This is a genomic window from Streptomyces melanosporofaciens, from assembly GCF_900105695.1.
Taxonomy (GTDB): domain Bacteria; phylum Actinomycetota; class Actinomycetes; order Streptomycetales; family Streptomycetaceae; genus Streptomyces; species Streptomyces antimycoticus.
Genome location: NZ_FNST01000002.1, coordinates 8,727,957 through 8,745,525, shown reverse-complemented (window position 1 = coordinate 8,745,525; position 17,569 = coordinate 8,727,957). Strand labels below are relative to the sequence as shown.

Here is a 17,569-nt window from a genome sequence, read left to right as displayed (position 1 = left end):
CGAGGGGGGATCATAAGGGACACAACGGAACTCTTCGGATGTCCGGTTTCGCCATGCGGGGCCATCCGCGGCGCCTGACCGCCCCCATGGGCGGGTGGTCATGGGGTGGCGTGGAGCACCAGCAGCAGCAGCTCGCACGGGGCGACGGCTTCGGAGAGCGTGCAGGAGTGGCGTGCGGGGACGTAGCACATCTCCCCCGCGCGCAGCCGTAGTTCGACTCCCCCGCTGTGGTGGTCCGCACGGCCGTCGTTCTCGACGCGGCAGCGCACTCCGCCACGGAGCGGGAAGAGCAGGACGTCGGCGCCGACGCGCCCTAGGGGGAGCACCGCCCCGGCGGGAAGCAGCCGTTCGTAGGCCTCGACGGGGTAGCCCATGACATGGGCCAGATCGGCGGCCAGTTGGTGCGCGCCGGTGCCGGGGGGCGCGGGCCGCCACTCCCTGTCCGCCGGTTCCCTGCCGTACGTGGCGTAAAGGTCCGGGAGGACGGAGTGAGCGCGCTCGGGCCATACCACCGCGGGGCCCCTGTCCTGGTAGGTCGAGAGGCACAGCGCCATGTCACGGAGGAAGAGGTCCCAGTTGATATCGGACAACCCTTGCCCTTCGCTCTCGAAAGGTCGCACCTCGTGACCGCCACCGGCAACGGACGACACAAGCGCTCTCCGAGGTGATCGAGCACCGATCACACGGCAGGCATGGGCAGCTGACGACGTGGAGCGGCCCGTCCGGGCCGCCCGAAGTCTGTGTCTGCGGAACAACCCCCCGCGCAGGCGAGGCCCATCCTCCCCGCCGGTGGTGCGGTATGCCAGTCCCTTTCCGACGGTCCCGCGCCGACGTGACAGACCCGCCCCGCCGAAACGGGCCCCCGCGGAAGCGGACTCCGCCGAAACGGCCCCACCGAAACGGGCTCCGCCGAAACACCTGAGGCCGCGACGGTATCCGCCGTCGCGGCCTCGCACCCCCGTTGACGCGCTGATGGCAGACCGGCGCCGGCTACCCGGCGGCCTCCCGCACACCGGTGCCCGGTTTGCTCTCGTCTTCGCTCTCGTCGTGATCCAGCAGACCGGCACGGGCGGCGAGGACTCCGGCCTGGAATCGGCTCACCGCACCGAGAGTGTCCATGATGTCGGCGACATGCTTGCGCGTGGTGCGCAGCGACATCCCCAGTCTGCGGCCGATCGCCTCATCCTTGTAGCCTGCCGCCAGCAGGCGGAGAATCGTTCCGTCCAGCTCTTTCGCCACGGATTCGAGGCCGTCGGCGGCGGCGTCCGAGAAGGGCCGGGCATGGGCCCACGCGTTCTCGAAGACCGAGCACAGATAGCGGACGAGGGACGGCTCGCGTACCATCACCGCCCCCAGGCTCCCCTCCCGGTCGGGGACGAACGCCAGGTCCCGGTCGAAGACGATCAGCCGGCCGAACGGATCGTGGACGGTCCGGTATTCGGCGCCCAGGCCGGACATGACGGCCACGTATGCCTGACTCGGCGCGTTGAACCGGGCCGTGTGGTTGTAGAGCGTGCGCATGCGCACCCCCCGGGCGAGCAGCGCCGTGTCACGGCTGATCGCCTCCTCCAAGACCTCCGGAGCCCGCCCGCCGCCCGGCTGGCTGCTCAGCACCTCTTCCTGGCACTCGTTGGAGGCACGGTTCAAGGCGGCGCGGACCTCGTCCAGATGCCCGATCACCTCGATGCTGCCGGTGTCGAAGCGCCTGCCTTCGAGGAAGTGTGCCCGCAGCCGTCCGAACTCGACGTGGATCTGGTCCAGTTGGCGCCGCCGCTCCTGGAGGGACTCCTGGATCGGGGCGGTGAGCGCGGCGGCGGCCAGGTCGGGGTCGACGGGCACCAGGAGAGCCGGGTCCGTGGAGTGGGAGCGCAGCAGGCCCAGTTCCGTCAGCCGGCGGAGCCCCGCGTCGAGCTCTTCCTCGGACATTTCCAGCTCGGCTAAGGTGCCCAGGAATTCTCGGGTCACCTGCTGGAATCTCAGGATGCAGGAATACAGCTCGGCTTCGGCGTCACTCACATACGAGGAGCCGCAAGCGGTGGGCTGGAGGAGCGGGTTCACAAGCTCTCCCCTCGTCCGTCGACGAGTCGTAACGACGAGCAATCGGACGGGAATCCAACATCGGACGGCCGGTGTCTCAGCAGCATTTTGTTTCTTTTCTCTTCTACCACTGGTCCTGTCAGAAGGGCTTTGGAGAGAGAGACGGCCATCGCCGCGGAGGGGTTCACCGGGGCCCCGTACCGCTGGGCAGGGCCGTACCCAGGAGTGCGGCCACGGCCGTCGTATGGCCGTCGAACGCCAGCGTGACCGGCGTGTCGAGGACCTGCCATCCGGCCGTCTCGGGCATCGGCGCGGGCTCGGGCAGGGTGCCGGCGTCGCGCACCGGGAGCAGGGCGAAGACCTCGAGGGTGTCCCGGGTGGAGTGCACATCGAAGAGGCGGACCTGCTCCGGATCGGCCGCCAGGCCGGTTTCCTCCCGCAGTTCCCGTACGGCGCCCTGCCGCCAGGTCTCGCCGACCTCCACATAGCCTCCGGGCAGCGCCAGTTGCCCCATGGCGGGCTCGATCGCGCGGCGCACCACGACCACTCCGAGCCGGCCGGACAACGTTGCCACGGGCTGTAGGACCACCGCGGCGGGCAGCGGGTTGCGCCATTGGGTCTCACCGCAGCCGGAGCAGTCCCGCGGCCATCCGGCGCCCTCGGCGCTAGCGGTACCGCAGTAGGGACAGTGTGTGACGCGGCGTCCGCGTGTGTAACCCATGAGCCTCCCCCTCCGCTTCCTCGGCGTACGGCAGCAGGCAAGATACAACAAGCGGGGCTCCATACCGGCGGGGATGCCCGCGACCTGGCCCGCTCCGCCCGGCCCCACCGCGCCGGGAGGGACCGATGTCCGGGGAAAGCTCCGGTCATTGAGCGGTCATTTTCCCAACCGCGCCCCGGGCGTTCACAGTTCCCTGCGAATTCCGCCCGATCTCTACAGTTGTCGGCGTGCTGAATCGACTTCTCCCCGCTTCGGGGCCGGGACGCGTTCTGGCCTTGGCGACTCTCTTCATCACCATGGGGCACGGCGCCTTCATGACGTGTTCGGCGCTTTATTTCACCACTGTGGTCGGCATTTCCGTGGCTCAATTGGGGCTGGGGCTGACCATCGCCGGAGCGGTGGGGCTGTTCGCCGGAGTTCCCCTGGGACATATCGCCGACCGCCGCGGAGGACGCGAAACGGCGGCACTGCTGATCGCCCTCAACGGACTGGCGGCGGCCGGCTATCTCGTCGTCGGCTCCTTCGCCCAATTCACCCTGGCGGCCTGTCTGTTCGTGGTGATGGAGCGGGGCGGCCGGGCGGCACTCCAGACGGCCATCGCGAGCACGCTGCGGGGCGAGGACCTGGTGGAGACCCGAGCCCATCTGCGGGCGATCACCAATGTGGGGGTGGCGGTGGGCGCCGGCTTCGCGGGCATCGCGCTGCAGCTGGACACCCCGGCCGCGTTCCGTACCGTCCTGGTGCTGGACGCCCTGTCCTTCTTCGTGGCCGCGGCCGTGCTGACCGCGCTGCCGAAGATGGCGCCGGTGGCCACGGCGGCGGACGGTCCCGGGCAGCCCCGGCTCGCCGTCCTGCGCGACCGGCCCTTCGCCCTGGTCACGGCCTTGAGCGCGGTGCTGTCCCTGCATGCGGTGCTGCTGGAGATCGTGGTGCCGCTGTGGATCGCCGGGCACACGGACGCGCCGCGCTGGATGGTGACGGCCCTGTTCCTGCTCAACACGGCGAACGTGGTGGCGTTCCAGGTGCGGATCGCCAAGCGGGTGACGGAGATTCCACTCGCGGTACGGGCCGTCCGGCAGGCCGGTTTCGTCCTGTGCGCCGCCTGCGCCCTGTTCGCGGCGTCGGCGGCGGACGGCGTGGCCATGGCCGTGGTCTTCCTGCTGCTGGCCGGCGCCGTGCATGTGTACGGCGAGATGGTGCTGTCGGCCGGCGCCTGGGTCATCGGGTTCGACCTCGCGCCACCGGACAAGCAGGGGCAGTACCAGGGGTTCTTCTTCTCCGGATACGCCGCCTCGGTCATGATCGCCCCCACCTTCCTCACCGCCACCGTCCTCCGGGGCGGTGCCCTCGGCTGGCTGCTGCTCGGCGGCCTGTTCGTCCTCGCGGGCCTGGCCATGAAGCCGGTCGTCGGCTGGGCCGAGCGCACCCGCGCCCCACAGCCGGCGCACAGCGGCTGACCCCCCAAGGAGCACTGCGATGGAACATCGAACGTCCCTCTCTCCCGTCCGGCCCCCGGTGCCGAACGCCGGGGACGGGCCCGCCCACGGCGCCTTTCTGGCCGACGCGGCCGATCCGCACGTCCCGCTGCGCGAGCGGCTGCTGGGAAACGGCACCGCACCGGCCGATGTCACCGGCCGGCCCCGCCCGGACCTGGCATCCGGGCCGTCCGACGCCCTCCACGAGGAGGTGTCCGAGCAGCTGTGGAGCCGTGGCCTGGCCGCGATCCAACTCGATGAGCCGCTGCCCAACGACCGGTTCACCGCGCTCGGCGCGTTCCTGGGCACCGCCATGCCCGAACGGGATCCGGCGGTCGCGCCGTACGTGGAGGAGGAGGTGATCCTCAATCTGCGCAGCGAGCACGCCCGCACCGACGACGTGGCCCTGCAGCCCTTCGCCGGCAACTACCTCTCGCTGCACACCGAGAGCAGCGGCGCCCCCGTCGAGCGGCAGCCCCGCTACATCGTGCTGATGTGCCTGGCCCCCGGGGACGCGTCGCAGGGCGCCAGGACGGTGCTGGTGCCGATGCGGGAGGTGGCCCGCCGGCTGGCACCGGAGACCCTGGCCGTGCTCTCCCGGACCCGGTACCGCGACCGCCCCGGTGTTCCCACGATCGCCCGGCAGGTCGGGGACCGCTGGGTGTTCTCCCTCCGCGACTTCCTCGCCGATGAGCTCCAGTGGTCCTACGAGGGGCCGCAGGAGGACGCCACAGCCGTGGGCGACGCGCTCCGCGAGCTCTTGGTGGCGATGTACGCGCCCGAGCACGCGCAAGGGCTCCAGTGGCGGCGCGGGCTTCTCGTCGTCATCGACAACACCTACTTCTTCCACGGGAGAACCAGCGGTTCGGCCACGCCCGAGGCCCGGCTCCGGCATCTCAAGCGCCTGCGCGTCGTGTAGCCCATGCCATCCGTTCACGCTCGCCCACAGGGGCGGCCCACTCGGGGAAACGCATGAAACTCTTCGAATCCGTACCGTCTCCGCGTCCGTGTCACGCCCCGCCGGACGCGCGCGAGACCGCGGCGCGTCCACCGCACCCCGGTGGCATCCGTGATGTCTTCTCACCCGCCGTCGACCATCGTGTGCTGGAGGTCTACGCCCGGGCCCGCGACCCCCACGACGCCCTGGAGCTGCGGAACCTGTGGCTGGGACGGGTCGAGCACGAGCTCGGCGGCAACGCCCTGCGCCCGGCGCTCGCCGAGACCTGGCGGGCCAGCAGGCCGCGCCGGTCCGTCGAACCCGAGGAGGTGCTCTCCTCCCGCGCCACCGTGCGGTTCGTCAAGGAGCTCTTCAACTGGTTCTTCCGTGACGACCTCTACGGCGAGCTGCGGGACAACGCCCGCTACATCCTCTCCAGCGGGTCGATCGACGAGGAGCGGTGGGGGCTGCCGCAGAGCCTGAAGGAGTGCATCCGCTACGCCCTGGACCGGGACTGGTACGGCTACTCCGACTCGCGCGGACGTGTCCCGGCCCGCGAGGCGATCGCCGCGTACGAGAACGCCCGCATCCAGGGGGCGCGCTACGGCACCGAGAACGTGGCCATCACCATGGGCGGCACCTTCGCCATCAGCACGCTCGCGGACTTCGTGCTGCACGGCGGACCGCGCTCCCCCTCACCGGCGCTGTGCGCGATCCCCAACTATCCGCCCCTGGTGGAGACGATCGCCCGCCGGCACGACGTCCAGCTGGTGCCCCTGGTCTCCCAGGACGGCCAGACCTCCCTCGAACCGCTGATCGCCGCCCTCACCCCGGACACCCCGATGGTGATGCTGCAGACGGTGGGCAATCCGACCGGCGCCGCCGTGGCCGAGGCCGATCTCGTCCGGCTGATCCGCGCCGCCTCCCCCTCCACGGTCATCGTGCTGGACGAGTGCCATGAGTGGCTCGGGGACTACGAGAAGCGCTCCGCGGACCGCGCCGCGCCCCAGGTGGTGCGGGTGTCCAGCCTGTCCAAGACCTGGTCGGCGCCGGGGCTGAAGGCCGGGTGGTTCCTCGCCGACCCGGCGTTCATCGACGAGTATTACGAGTACGCGTCGTCCTCCTTCGGTGGCCCGCCCTCGTTCTTCTACACGACCATCGAGGTGCTGGCCCGCCTGGAGCGGTGGCTCATCACCGGGGTCGAGACACCGGGGCCGGCCGAGGCCAAGGAGTTCGAGTCCTCCTACGACATCGACCTGGCACGGCTGCGCAACGCCTACCGCGGCTACCGCGCCGAGCGGCTGCGCCGGGCCGAGGATCTGACCGTCCTGAGGGACGCGGCCACCGTACGGCTGTCGGAGATCCCCGGCCGGGTGCTTCCGCCGCGATTTTCCATCAACACCGCGGTGGAGCTGCCCGGTTGGGACGATTCCTACCGATGTTTCCGCGACGTCCTGCGGGAGACCGGCGTCTCGGTGTTCCCCGGAATCCTCACCTTCTGCCTCTCCGGCGGCGTCGTCAGGGTCACCACGGCGCGGCCCTGGGACGAGCTGTCCGCCGCCTTCGACCGGCTGCGCTCGCACGCCGCCCCTGGATTCGGAGGCTGAGGCATGGACGGATGGTTGACCGCGGGCGGCCGCAAACTGGTCCTCGGCATGGTGCATCTGTCACCGCTGCCCGGTACCCCCTTTCACGAGGACGGTTCCTTCGGCCGCACGCTCGACACCGCGGTCCGGTCCGCGCGGGCGCTGTACGAGGGCGGGGCGGACGGCTGCCTGATCCAGACGGTGGACCGGGTCTACACCGTGGACGAGGAGTCCGACCCGGCGCGCACGGTGGCGATGGGCCTGATCACGCGCGCGGTGGCCGAGGCGACCGATGAGCGGTTCCACATCGGCGTACAGCTCATGCGCAACGCCCTCACGGCGTCCCTGGCGGTGGCGAAGGTCGCGGGCGGCGGCTACATCCGCGCCGGCGCCCTGGTGGGGCAGACCCTCACCGCACACGGCATGGTGCGGGCCGATCCGCTGCGGGTGATGGAGTACCGCCGCCGGATCGGCGCCGAACACATCCAGATCATCGCCGAGATCGACTCGATGCACTTCCGGTGGTTCGACGGGCAGAAGACCACCGCCGAGGTGGCGCGGGCGGCGCGGGCCGTCGGCGCCGACGCGGTGTCGCTGTGCCACCCGGACGAGGACACCGCGCTGGACATGATCGCGTCCGTCCGCGAGGCCGCCCCCGGCCTGCCCGTGATCCTGGCCGGGCACACCCGGCACGAGAACGCGGCACGGCTGATGGCCGCGGCGGACGGGGCGTTCGTGGGCACCTGCCTGGAGCGCGACGGCTGGGGCGGCGAGATCGACCGCGACCGGGTGGCGGAGTACGTCGGCATCGTACGGAGGCTGGAGCGGTGAGCGGCCGGAGCGAACCGAACACACCGGCCGGCGCCGGAATCCAGGCGCCACCGCCGCCTTTGGACCCGCGGGTGATGCTGCGTCAGGTCGAGGCTCTCGCCGCGGACCTGCGCGCGCGGACCGGGCCCTTCGACGAGCAGGTGCGCACCCTGCTGCCCGCGCGGTGGGCGGCGGTGGACACCGTCAGCATCGTGGGCGACGGCGACTCGTACCACGCGGCGTGCGCGGTGCGGATGGCCTTCGCCTCGCTGGCGGGGGTGGACTGCCGTCCGGTGAACGCGCTGCGCTTCGTGGAGTACGACCACCCCACGTCCGACGGCCGCCCGCCGCGTACGGAACTGACGCTCACGGTCTCCGCCTCGGGCCGCACACCGCTCGTCGTGCGGTCGGCCGAGCTGGCCCGTGACGGCGGGGCGCACGCCATCGCGGTCACCGCGACGCCCGACAGCCCGGTGGCGCGGGCGGCCGACGGTGCGCTCCTGGTCACCCTGCCGGACACCGAGCGGTCGCCGGGCGTACGCACCTACCAGGCCAGCCTGCTGGGCCTGCTGCTGATCGCCATCCGGCTGGGCGAGCTGCGCGGGCGCCTCAGCGGGCCGGAGGCGGACGCGCTGCGGGGCGAGCTGACCGCACTGGCCGGACCGATCGAGGCGACCGCCGAGGCGGCCAGGGCCCGGTGCCGTGAGACCGCCGAGCGCATCGCCGACGCGGCCGTGCTCAGTGTGCTCGGCAGCGGCCCCTGCCACGGCACCGCGCTCTTCGCGGCCGCCAAGGTGATCGAGACCTCCGGCGTCTTCGCCACCGGGCAGGACCTGGAGGAGTGGTGCCATGTCGAGCGGTTCGCCCGCCCACCCGAGTCGCCGGTGATCGTGGTGGCCGCGCCGGGGCGCTCGTACCGGCACGCCGCCCAGGTGGCCGCGAAGGCGGCGGCGCTCGGGCGGCGTGTCATCACCGTCGCGCCCGAGGACGACCCCGCGATCACCCGGGGCGGCTGGGCCGCGCTGCCGGTGACCGGACACGTACGGGAGGAGTTCTCGCCCCTCCTCTACCACGTGTTCGCCGCCCCTCTTTCCTGCCATCTCGCCCAACACCTGGGACGGGCGCCGTTCCTGGCCGACCTGCCCCGTCCGATCCCGACCACCCCCAAGACCGCGGAGAGACACCGTGACCCGGACTACGGACGACCTGTCCACCCAGCAAATCATCTCCCTCCTGACGGAGGAGTTGCACGACCTCGACCCCGCGGAGCGCAGGGCGAAATCGCTCGAACTGCTCTCGGTGTTCGGCCGTGCCAAGGCCGACGAGCTGCCCGCCGAGGAGCGCCCGGAGGCGCCCGGAACACCGCCCGGCCCCCTGCTGATCTGCGACTGGGCCGAGGACCTCGGCCTGGACGGCACGACACAGCAGCTCGGCATCACCGTCGAGCCCGGCCCGACGAAGGTGACGAAGACCGCCGACGCCACCGGCCACTCCCTGGTGTCCAGCGGCCATGTGGGAGCCGACATCCTCCATGTCCCGGCGGGCAGTGGTTTCGCGCCCCACACCCACCCCGGGGACCATCTGCTGTTCGTGCTCGCGGGCACCGGGACGATCGCGGTGGCCGGGGAGATCGTGCAGACCCGCCCCGGTCAGGTGTACATGGTCCAGGGGGCCATCACCCACGCGGTGGGCGCGGTCAGCGACCACATGATCCTGTCCGTGGGCGCGCCACACCGCCGCCTCGACAGCCTGGACCGGCAGGAGCTCACCGCCTATGCGGCGCTGTTGAGCGAGTTCGGGGAGATCACCTGCCGGATCTGCGACATCCGGGCGACCACCGGCGAGGAGCTCGCGGCGAAGGGCTGCACCCACTCCCCCCACCGGTTCGGGTGAGCGATGGCCTCGCCAACCAGCGCCGATGAGGTGTCCACAGCCGCGGCCACCGACGCCGCGATGGCCCACACCTACCGCGGCATCCCCTTCGAGGACCGGCTGACGCCGCACCCCACCCTGGTGTCCTGGCTCGCGCACCACGCCAGGACCCGGGGCGGGGCCCCCTTCCTGACGACCGTGGCGGACGACGGTGAGCTCACCACGCTCAGCTACGGCGAGGCCGAGCTGCTGAGCCGGCGCCTGGCCCGATGGCTGCGCGCCGAGCTCCAGGTGGCGGCCGGGCGCACCGTGGCCCTGGCCCCGGTCAACGACCCGGCCTCGATCGTGGCCGTCCTCGCGGTGCTGCGGGCGGACTGCCCGCTGCTGCTGCTCGGCCCGCAGGACCCCGCCGACCGGCGACGGCAGCAGACCGAGGCAGCGGGGGCACAGGTGGTTCTGCGGCCGCCGTCGGTGCCCGCCGAGGCGCTGCCGGAGGCGGTCGTCCTCCCCGATCCGCGGACCCTGGAGGAGCCGCAGGACGACCTCGGCGGCCCGGAGATCGACCCGGACCAGGACGCCCTGTTCTTCGCCACCTCGGGGTCCACCGCGGCCTCCAAACTGGTCGCCCAGTCCCACTACAACGCCGCCGTGAACGCGGAGGCGCTCGGCCGCCACCACGGGCTGCGCCCCGGTGACCGGCTGCTCGGCTGCCTTCCCGTCCACCATGTCAACGGTCTGCACTTCACCGTCCTCGGCGTCCTGGCGGCCGGTGCCCATGTGCTGCTCGCGGACGGCTTCGATCCGCTGCGCTATCCCCGGCTGCTCCAGCGGTTCCGGCCGCGGATCGCCAGCGTCGTCCCCAGTGTGCTGGAGGCGCTGCTGGAAACGTGGCGGTCGCCTCAACTCCCCGACGATTTCGGGTACTTCGTCTCGGCCGCCGCACCGCTGACCACGCGCACCGCGCGGGCGGTGTGGGACCGGTTCGGTGCCCGGGTGCTCCAGGGCTACGGGCTGACCGAGACGGTCAACTTCTCCACCACGATGCCGGCCGATCTGTCCGAGGACGCCTACCGGCGGCTGATGCTCGACACCGACATCCCGTCGATCGGCACGGCCCTGTTCGGCAACGAGGTGGCGGTGCTGACCCCGGAGGGCGAGCGGGCGGTCCCCGGGCAGGTGGGAGAGATCTGTGTGCGCGGCCACAATGTGATGTCCCGCTACGAGGCCAACCCGGCCGCGACCGGCGAGGCGTTCGCGGGCGGCTGGTTCCACACCCAGGACCTGGGGATGGAGGTCACCGACCCGGACCGCGCCGAGCCCTTCGTCGTGGTCACCGGGCGCCGCAAGAACATCGCCAAGGTCGGCGGAGAGACCGTCTCCCTGGACGAGATGGACCGGGTGCTGCGCGCGGTGCCCCGGGTCCGGGACGCCGCGTGTGTCGCGCTTCCGCACCGCTTCCTGGGCGAGGAGATCGTGGCGGCGGTCGTGCCGGCCCCCGGTGCCGACGGCCCTCCCGATGTGCTGCCCGCGCTGGCCGCGGCGTTCCGGCCCGCGGTGCTGCCACGCCGTGTGGTGCCGTTCGACGCCATCCCGAGGACCCGGACCGGCAAGGTCCTGCGCCGGGAGCTGGCCGAACGGCTGGCCGCCACGGCACGGGACGGCGCCACGGACGGCCGGCCGCACCCGGCCCCAGCATTCCCCCTGCCCAGCCCCAGGAGTACCCCATGAACACCCCCTCCGGGATGACATCCCGCGTCACGGACCTGCTGTGTACGGTCCTCCAGATCGAGCCGCCACCGCCCGGGGCCGATCTGATCGAGTCCGGTCTGCTCGACTCCATCGGCTTCATGAATCTGTTCATGGCGATGGAGAAGGAATTCGGCATCGGTGTGACGGCCGCCGACCTGTCCCAGGACCGCTTCCGCACCGTCGAGCGCATCGCCGCGTTCGTGGCGGGCAAGCTGGGCCCCGCCGTCGCCGAGACGGTGCTGACCGACCCCCGCACCGGACACGAGCGGCGCCGGATCGCGCTGGGCGGCGAGCCGGAGGTGGCCGCCGCGGTGGCCGAGTCCCGCGCCGCCGCGCCCGCCTGGGCCGCGCTCGCGCCCCGTGTCCGGGCGCGCCGGCTGCTCCGCCTCGCCGACCTGATCGAGGAGCGGTCCGCCGAGTACGTCGCGGCCGAGCGGGCGGGCACCGGCAAGCCAGCCGCCGAGGCGGCGGGCGAGGTCGAGAACTGCGCCGATCTGCTGCGCTTCTACGCGGGCGCGGTGCGCGCGGACGTCGCTCCGGCGGGCGGGCACTATCTGCCCGGCCGGGAGAGCTGGGTGCGGTGGGAGCCGCTGGGTGTCATCGGGGTGATCGTGCCCTGGAACTATCCGTTGATGATGGCCGCGTGGCGCATCGGGCCCGCGCTGGCCACCGGCAACACCGTGGTCCTCAAGCCCGCGCTGACCACCCCGGACACCGCGCTGCTGCTGGCGCGGGACGCGGCGGCGACGCTGGGTCCCGGTGTCCTGCTGGCGGTGCCGGGCGACCGCGACACCGGCCGTCTGCTGGTGGACAGCGACGTCGACGCGGTGGCGTTCACCGGCAGCGAGGCGGGCGGCCGCGACATCGTCACCCGTGCCGGACTGCGCCGTGTCAGCCTGGAGCTCGGCGGCAACTGCCCGGCGCTGGTACTGCCGGACGCTCCGCCGGACACCTTTGAGGCGCTGGTGCGGGCCGCCACGTACAACGCCGGGCAGAGCTGCGCCGCCCCCGCCCGCGTCATCACCCTCCGGGAGAACTACCTGGAGACCGTCGAGGGGCTGGCCAAGGCGATGGCCGACCGGCGCGCCGGTGTCCACTTCGGCCCGCTCAACAACGCGGACCAGGCGGCCCGTCACGACCGGATCATCGGGCAGAGCGCGGCGGGCATCGAGCACATCGCCCCGCTCGCGCCGCCCCCGGGCGAGGAGGGCGGCCACTGGCGGCCCGGCCGCATCCTCGCCGATCTGCCCCCGGACGATCCGGCGGTGCTGGAGGAGGTGTTCGCGCCGGTGCTCACGGTGCAGGCGGCGGACGACCACGACGAGGCCCTGGCCCTGGCCAACTCGGTGCCGCAGGCCCTCGCCGCGAGCGTCTGGGGCACCCGTACGGACACCGCCCTGGAGCTGGCCGGAGGGCTGAACGCCGGGGAGGTGTGGGTCAACTGCTGCCTGGAACAGACCGCGGAACTGCCCCACGGCGGACGTGGCGGCTCGGGGCACGGCACGGACATGAGCGTGCTGGCGCTCACCGAGTACCAGCGCCCCAAGACCGTGACCGTACGCGTGGGCAGGGGCTGAGCGATGGCGGAGACCCGGTTCCCGGCCGAGCGGACGACGGCCACATGGCGGTGGGAGGTGAGCCAGGACCCGCGGGAGGCGCACGCACTGCTGTGCGCGTGCGACGCCCACCAGGCGACCGCCTCCGGCACCCCGGCGCCCCGGCGCCGCCCGGAGACCACCGAACGCCGGGTGCGGTCCGGCGCGGTGCGTCTGCTGCGCCACGGCGCACACCCCGCCGGGATGTTCACCCTGACCTGGGATCCGCCGTTCACCGTGGACGAGGGGGTGTTCCCCCGCGCCGAGCGGCCGATTCACCTCTCCCGGCTGGCCGTGGCGCCCGAGTGGCTCGGCGAAGGGTCGCTGGTGGGGCTGCGGTGTCTACGCCACGCCATCGAGGAGGCGGAGCGGGCCGGTGCGGACGTACTACGCTCGGAGGCCAATCCGGACCTCACGGACACCCGGGCGCTGCTGGACGTCCTGGGGTTCCGGCAGTACGGGCCCACGCTCGGGGATGCGGGCGGCAGCCGCCGCGTCCATCTGCAGAAGACCCTCCGCGCGGCGGCCCCCGTCCCCGGCCGGGAGGGCTGATGGCGGCGACGATACGGCGCGAGAGGGTCGGCACCACCGCGGGCCACCGCGGGCAGGGGCCGACCGACGTGGACGCCTACACCCTGGACACCGGCGCGGGCCTGGCCGTGGTGGTGTGGACCTACGGGGCGCAGCTCGTGGAGGTCCTGGTCCCCGACCGGGAGGGCCGTACCGGCAATGTGGTGGTGCGCCTTCCGGACCTCGGCGGCTATGAGAACCGCGCGGCCAATCCGTATGTCGGCTCCACCGTGGGCCGTTACTGCCGGTGCGTGGCGGGCGGCCGGTTCCGGCTCGACGGCATCGAGTACCACCTCGACCGCAATGACGGCGAGCACCACATCCACGGCGGAGACCTCGGCTTCGACCGGTATGTGTGGGCGGCCGAGGCGGAGCGCTCGGGCGATGTGCTGTCGCTGCGGCTGCGCCTGGACAGCCCGGACGGCGACCAGGGCTATCCGGGCGCGCTGTCCGCCGAAGTGCTCTACCAGGTCTCGCCCGAAGGGACGTTGACCTTGGCGTACACGGCCACGACCACCGCGAGCACCATCGTGGGGTTCACCAACCACGCCTACTGGAATCTGGCCGGCACCGGGCGGATCGACGGCCATCTGCTGGCGCTCAACTCCACCCGGGCGGTGGTCTTCGACGACCAGCTCATCCCCCTGCCCGGGCCGCCCGCCGACATCACCGGAGGCCCGCTGGACCACCGTGAGCCCAAGCCGGTGGGCGAGCTACGGCTGGACAACTGCTTCGTCCTGGACGACCCGGACTGGGCGGCGCGGTTGCACGACCCCGCCTCGGGGCGCACCCTGCGCGTGGTCACCGACCAGCCCGCGGTGGGGGTGTACTCGGCCGACGGCTTCGCCGGGCGGCGGCGGTCCGGCATCTGCCTGGAAACCGGCCCCATGCCGGACGCGCCCAACCGCGACGACTATCCCCCGGTGCGCCTCGACCCCGGCGAGACCTACCGCCATCGCACCGTTCATCACTTCTCGGCCCACTGAGCCGCACCCGCCCACCGGGCTCGATCCACAGGAGGTATACGCGTTCATGGACCCACTCATGGTTTCCGTGGCGGAGGCCGTGCGGCGCCGCGCGGAGGCGCCGCCACCGGCCACCGCCCTGGACCCGGACGCCGAGCTGTCGTCCCTCGGTGTGAGCTCGCTGGGGGTGGCGGGCCTGGTCGTGGACCTGGAGGAGACCTTCACCTTCCGGTTCCCCGACGACGCGGTCACCCCCGAGGTGTTCCGCACCATCCGCACCCTCACCGACACGGTCCGCTCGCTGTGCGGACCGCAGGCCGGCTGACCATGCGGATCCATGGCGACGCGGTCCGGGTCGGTGTCCACTCGGGCCAGCAGTACACGACCTTCGCGGAAGCGCTGAAGCTGTGGCGGACGGCGGAGGAGCTCGGCTACGACTGGGTGTCCCTCTTCGACCACTTCCGTCCGCCCATGGGCGGCCCGGCGGGCCCGTGCTTCGAGGGCATGTCGCTGCTCTCGGCGCTCGCGGCCCGCACCAGCCGGATCCGCTGCGCCGTGCTCGTCTCGGCGGTGACCTGGCGGCACCCGGCGCTGGCCGCGGCCGCCGCGGCCACCATCGACCATGTCTCGGACGGGCGGCTGGAGTTCGGAATGGGCGCGGCCGGTGCGGATCTGGCCTACGGCCAGTACGGCATTCCCTTCCCGAGTGCCGGGACCCGGCTGGACATGCTGGACGAGGCGTGCCGGGTGATGCGGGCACTGTGGACCGGCGGCCCCGCGACGTTCGCCGGACAACACTTCCGCCTCGAGGACGCCCATCTGCAGCCGCGCCCCCTGCAGCAGCGGCTGCCGCTGGTGATCGGTGGCGAGGGCGAGCGGCGGATGCTGCGGATCGTCGCGGAACACGCCGACATCTGGAACACCCTCGCCGGAACCCCGGACACCTACCGCCACAAGGTCCGGAAGCTGGCCGAACACGCCGCCGTCGTAGGCCGCGACCCCGGGACCATCCGCCAGTCGGTGACATTCCGGGCGATCCTCGCCGAGGACGAGCGGCAGGCGCTGGAGCGCAAGGAGCGGCTGCTGGAGCGGGTGGGCCCCGATTCGCCGGTGTGGCCCGAGTATCTGGTCTTCGGCACGCCCGAGCAGTGCGTGGAGCGGCTGCGGCCCTATCTGGACCTGGGCGTACGCGACTTCCTGCTCGGTGCCCGCCCGCCGGTCGACTGGCAGACCCTCGATCTCTTCGCCCGGCATGTCGCCCCGGCGCTGCGCGCCCACCCGGCCGGCTGAACAGCCGGCCGCCACCGACCACCTTCCCTCACACCGCGGCCCACGGAGGCTCACCATGGAGAACTACTACTACACGGACGGCTTCGCCACCTTCTTCGACAGCCGCTACACGGGATGGGTCCACACCTTCTCGCCCCGGCTCGCCGACCACCTGGACCGGCAGGGACTGCCCGAGCGTTCGGTCATCGACCTGTGTTGCGGCACGGGGGTGACGGCGTCCGTCTTCTGTGCGGCGGGCTGGCAGGCCACCGGCGTGGACGGGTCGGCCGCGATGCTGGACATCGCGCGCAAGAAGCTCGCTCCCGCCGTGGAAAGTGGCGCGCTGACGCTGATCGAGGCCGACGCCAGGACCTTCCGCACCCCGCGCCCGGCCGCCGCCTGCGTGAGCCTGGACGGGGCCCTCAACCACCTGGGGTCGGTGGCGGAGCTGACCCGGTGCTTCACCTCGGTACGCGAGGCGCTGCTGCCCGGCGGGGAGTTCATCTTCGACCTCTACGCCGGATCGCACTTCCGCCACTGGAACAACGTCACCCTGACCGACGACGCCGAAGCGGTGATCGTCAAGCGCGGTGTCTGGGACGACGGCGCGAGGACGGGGATGCTGCGCGTCTCCGGCGTCTTCGGCACGGGGATGTCCGCCGAGCGGGTGGACCAGACGCTGCGCAGCTGGGAGTACGACGACGCCGAGGTGGCCGAGGCGCTGGAAGCGGCCGGTCTCGTCCCGGCCGAGCACGACTTCGAGCAGCGCTACGTCAAATGCGATTCGGGCTCGTGCTCCCTGACCCCCGTCCCCTGCCGCACCATCTACCGCGCCCGTAAGCCCCTCGAAGAGAAGTGACCGGCCGCGCACCCACCCCCTCACCACACAAGGAGCAGCGATGACGACGACACCGCACTTCACCCCCACTCCGGCAGCCACTCCGACCACCGATTCCCTGTTCTGCTCGTCCGTGGCGGTCTCCGCCCTGTCGGCCGCCGTGGAACTCGGGCTGCTCGACGACCTCAAGGACCGCGGCGAGATCCGGTTCGACGACCGTCAGGAGGGCGCGGACCGGATCGACCCCGCCGTGGTCCGCGGCATACTCCTGCCCCTGGAATGGGCCGGCATCGTCGCGCTGGACGACCGGTCCGCCCGCCCGGGACCGGGCTTCGAGGCGGCCTACCTCGACCGTGGCTACTTCTACTGGCTGGCCGGTGGCAACGGCGAGCTGACCAGCCGGGCACCGCATGTGGCGCTGGAGCGCAACCGGCACGGCGAGTTCTACCACCGGGACATGCGGGCCGTGGCGGTGAGCTCCCGGATGATCGGCGATGTCGAGGTCGAGCTGCGCTTCGACAAGATCCTCGCCGACCAGCCGCCGCGTGCCGTGTGCGACCTGGGCTGCGGCTCCGGCCAGCGGCTCATCCGTATCGCGGGCAACCACCCCGGCGTCCGTGGCGTCGGAGTGGACATCGCGCCCGCGGCCGTGGAACTGTCCGGGGCCTCCTTCGCCGAGGCCGGGATGGCGGACCGGATCTCGGTCCACCACGGCGATGTGCACGCGCTGCCCCAGCTCTCGGAGTTCGCCGGTATCGACACGGTCACCTGCGTCTTCATGGGGCATGACTTCTGGCCGTACGACAAGTGTGTGACGGTGCTGCGCCGGATCCGCGAGGTCTTCCCCGATGTCGAGCGGTTCCTGCTGTGCGATGTGGTGCGCAGCGAGGTGGCGCCGGGTCCGCATACGCCCATCTTCACCCTGGGCTTCGAGTTCGCGCACGCGCTGATGGGGGTGACGCTGCCGACGCGGTCGGACTGGATGGCGGCGTTCGACGCCTCCGGCTGGGAGTGCGAGGCGGTCCAGGAGTTCAACCGGCCGCCCGGCGGTCTGCTCTTCGAGCTGCGCCCCGGCCGCTGACGCCCGCGGCGTGCTGTTCCCCCTCCCCGTCCCTTCCCTCAACTGGGGCTCCGCCCCAGACCCC

Annotated in this window: 17 protein-coding genes and 1 pseudogene; 14 read left to right on the top strand and 4 right to left on the bottom strand. The window is 72.2% G+C overall.

Annotation, left to right across the window (positions count from 1 at the left end; genetic code table 11):
* Window positions 1–98 precede the first annotated feature (98 nt).
* The 3 genes from BLV72_RS40020 to BLV72_RS40010 form a co-directional block, all read right to left on the bottom strand.
* Window positions 99–590, bottom strand: a complete 492-nt coding sequence (locus tag BLV72_RS40020; RefSeq protein WP_093468601.1) for a hypothetical protein — start codon at window positions 588–590, stop codon at window positions 99–101.
* Between the two features lie 400 nt (window positions 591–990).
* Window positions 991–2,058, bottom strand: a complete 1,068-nt coding sequence (locus BLV72_RS40015; protein ID WP_244321250.1) for a helix-turn-helix transcriptional regulator — start codon at window positions 2,056–2,058, stop codon at window positions 991–993.
* A gap of 163 nt (window positions 2,059–2,221) precedes the next feature.
* A complete protein-coding gene (locus tag BLV72_RS40010) occupies window positions 2,222–2,611 on the bottom strand; it encodes an NUDIX domain-containing protein (RefSeq protein WP_244321249.1) in 390 nt (129 codons plus the stop codon).
* 374 nt (window positions 2,612–2,985) lie between these two features.
* On the opposite strand from BLV72_RS40010, the gene BLV72_RS40005 reads away from it, so the two are divergent.
* From BLV72_RS40005 to BLV72_RS52250, 5 genes and pseudogenes are all read left to right on the top strand, one after another.
* Window positions 2,986–4,215, top strand: coding sequence for an MFS transporter (locus tag BLV72_RS40005; RefSeq protein ID WP_093468598.1), 1,230 nt, complete (start codon window positions 2,986–2,988; stop codon window positions 4,213–4,215).
* Window positions 4,216–4,234: 19 nt separating this feature from the next.
* The gene (locus BLV72_RS40000) at window positions 4,235–5,152 is read left to right on the top strand and encodes a TauD/TfdA family dioxygenase (RefSeq protein ID WP_093468596.1); all 918 of its coding nucleotides are present in this window, start codon (window positions 4,235–4,237) and stop codon (window positions 5,150–5,152) included.
* A gap of 53 nt (window positions 5,153–5,205) precedes the next feature.
* On the top strand, window positions 5,206–6,777 hold the full coding sequence (locus BLV72_RS39995; RefSeq protein ID WP_093468595.1) for an aminotransferase class I/II-fold pyridoxal phosphate-dependent enzyme: 1,572 nt from the start codon (window positions 5,206–5,208) through the stop codon (window positions 6,775–6,777).
* Window positions 6,778–6,780: 3 nt separating this feature from the next.
* Entirely contained in the window at window positions 6,781–7,587 is an 807-nt protein-coding gene (locus BLV72_RS39990) for a BtpA/SgcQ family protein (protein ID WP_093468593.1), read from the top strand.
* Between the two features lie 74 nt (window positions 7,588–7,661).
* Window positions 7,662–8,081 (top strand): annotated as a pseudogene (locus BLV72_RS52250) (SIS domain-containing protein); the annotation flags it as partial.
* 29 nt (window positions 8,082–8,110) lie between these two features.
* On the opposite strand, the gene BLV72_RS39980 reads toward BLV72_RS52250, so the two are convergent.
* Window positions 8,111–8,536 (bottom strand): hypothetical protein, encoded by a 426-nt coding sequence (locus BLV72_RS39980; protein WP_093468591.1) that lies wholly within the window; start codon window positions 8,534–8,536, stop codon window positions 8,111–8,113.
* Between the two features lie 215 nt (window positions 8,537–8,751).
* Between BLV72_RS39980 and BLV72_RS39975 the strand changes: the two genes are divergently transcribed.
* Genes BLV72_RS39975 through BLV72_RS39935 form a run of 9 tightly spaced genes read left to right on the top strand, consistent with a single transcriptional unit; the run spans window position 8,752 to window position 17,505 of the window.
* Complete coding sequence (locus BLV72_RS39975; protein WP_167746500.1) at window positions 8,752–9,459, top strand: cupin domain-containing protein; 708 nt, start codon at window positions 8,752–8,754, stop codon at window positions 9,457–9,459.
* A gap of 3 nt (window positions 9,460–9,462) precedes the next feature.
* Complete coding sequence (locus BLV72_RS39970; protein WP_093468588.1) at window positions 9,463–11,166, top strand: class I adenylate-forming enzyme family protein; 1,704 nt, start codon at window positions 9,463–9,465, stop codon at window positions 11,164–11,166.
* Window positions 11,163–12,764, top strand: a complete 1,602-nt coding sequence (locus BLV72_RS39965; RefSeq protein ID WP_244321247.1) for an aldehyde dehydrogenase family protein — start codon at window positions 11,163–11,165, stop codon at window positions 12,762–12,764. The genes BLV72_RS39970 and BLV72_RS39965 overlap by 4 nt, the downstream gene beginning before the upstream one ends.
* 3 nt (window positions 12,765–12,767) lie before the next feature.
* Complete coding sequence (locus tag BLV72_RS39960; RefSeq protein WP_208905889.1) at window positions 12,768–13,334, top strand: GNAT family N-acetyltransferase; 567 nt, start codon at window positions 12,768–12,770, stop codon at window positions 13,332–13,334.
* Entirely contained in the window at window positions 13,334–14,338 is a 1,005-nt protein-coding gene (locus BLV72_RS39955; RefSeq protein ID WP_093468586.1) for an aldose epimerase family protein, read from the top strand. The genes BLV72_RS39960 and BLV72_RS39955 overlap by 1 nt, the downstream gene beginning before the upstream one ends.
* Before the next feature lie 46 nt (window positions 14,339–14,384).
* Window positions 14,385–14,642 carry a phosphopantetheine-binding protein gene (locus BLV72_RS39950; protein WP_093468585.1) on the top strand — a complete coding sequence of 86 codons (258 nt, stop codon included), beginning with the start codon at window positions 14,385–14,387 and terminating at the stop codon, window positions 14,640–14,642.
* Entirely contained in the window at window positions 14,621–15,607 is a 987-nt protein-coding gene (locus BLV72_RS39945) for an LLM class flavin-dependent oxidoreductase (RefSeq protein WP_244321246.1), read from the top strand. The genes BLV72_RS39950 and BLV72_RS39945 overlap by 22 nt, the downstream gene beginning before the upstream one ends.
* A 55-nt stretch (window positions 15,608–15,662) precedes the next feature.
* Window positions 15,663–16,445, top strand: a complete 783-nt coding sequence (locus tag BLV72_RS39940; RefSeq protein WP_167746499.1) for a class I SAM-dependent DNA methyltransferase — start codon at window positions 15,663–15,665, stop codon at window positions 16,443–16,445.
* A 40-nt stretch (window positions 16,446–16,485) separates the two neighbouring features.
* Window positions 16,486–17,505 (top strand): class I SAM-dependent methyltransferase, encoded by a 1,020-nt coding sequence (locus tag BLV72_RS39935; RefSeq protein ID WP_093468581.1) that lies wholly within the window; start codon window positions 16,486–16,488, stop codon window positions 17,503–17,505.
* The last annotated feature ends 64 nt before the right edge of the window (window positions 17,506–17,569 follow it).